This window comes from Stenotrophomonas sp. 05L414_2 (assembly GCF_056397905.1).
In genome coordinates this window covers 1-1,333 of the sequence record NZ_JBFTOJ010000318.1, presented here as the reverse complement: position 1 = coordinate 1,333, position 1,333 = coordinate 1, and the positions used below count along the sequence as shown (strand labels likewise).

Genomic DNA, 1,333 nt, shown 5'->3' with positions numbered 1-1,333 from the left:
GTATTGAACATCGACAATCTGTCAAAAGTAAATAACAGTACTTAACACGTAAATCTGATAATGGATTTGCGTGTTTTTTATAGGGTGGATAGAATGCCGAGAGTGACTGATAGGGGAATAAGGTAAAAATAAAGGTTCTAAGTCAAATGTTGGGGTGATGTGATCTTTTAGCACGTTAACCCAGATGAACCCCGATATCTTTATACTTTAAATTTAATAAGATTTTTGCTCGAAAGTGATCGAAGCGTCGAAAGCCATATGCATTCCGTTTCATCACTTTTGTTTTATTATTAATGCCTTCTAAGAAGCCGTTGGAATAACCAAAACTAAAGCTATTTAATATTTCTACTTGCCAGTTTTTCAATGTTTGAATTGCTTTTAAGAAAGCTGGTAATTTTGTCTCTTCTACCTTACGGTAAAAAGCTAGTAATCGCTTCTTCACTTCTACGACATCATTTTTTGCCTTTGCCCAATCAAACCATTCACAATAGGCTTCCTTTAATTCATGAGCTACTTTTAATGTTTCAGACATTTCTGTATAGCGCTGTAAGTACCACTGTTGTTTTGATGATAATTTAGATGCACGTTTATAAAATACATGACGCATACGTTTACACTTTGTGCGATTGTATTTGTCCCATTCTTTTTGTACTTGTCGGCGCACTTCATCCATTGCCCAATAGATATAACGGCTAAAATGAAAGCGGTCTGCCACAATAACAGGTCGACCTAGCGATTGACGAACAGCTGCTTTAAAACTTGGATTCATATCCATGACCACTATCTCAACATCTGCTCCATACTGACTTAAGTAATTTTTTATTGTTTCTTTTTTACGATTTGGTAAAATATCAATCGGTTCACGCGTCTCCGCATTCGCAATTATTAGCTGATACGTACCTGCATCTGTATCACCTTTATACTCATCAATCGCAATCGCTTTTGGTAAACGTACACCCTCTACTAATTGTTTATTCGCTACCTTTTTAAAACGGCGAATAATCGTCGTGGATGATGTACCTAGTACTTCTGCAGCTTCTTTAAATGTTTTAGCTTTAATAGCACGTATACTCACTACTTGATTCCATTCCTTTGAGTAACGTTGATATTTATCTACAAAGGGGGATTTTTCAGAGAAACGCTTTCCACAATYACAAACATAACGACGACGTTTATAKAAAAGAATAGTTAAACGTTCAAACCATTTTAAATGATTGATCTTTTGTATACGGTAATCGTGAACCTTCGATGTTTCTTTTTTACAAACTGGACATTGATGCGTACGTTTAGGCAATTGCACATACAATGCGATTCGATCGCCTACTTCTTCTAC

The 1,333-nt window shown here is 35.8% G+C and carries 1 protein-coding gene; it reads right to left on the bottom strand.

Features of this window, described 5'->3' with window-relative positions; translation table 11 throughout:
• Positions 1-175: 175 nt before the first annotated feature.
• Positions 176-1,333: ISL3 family transposase (locus tag AC1DJN_RS21970; protein ID WP_478040276.1), on the bottom strand; the 1,158-nt coding region annotated here is incomplete at its 5' end.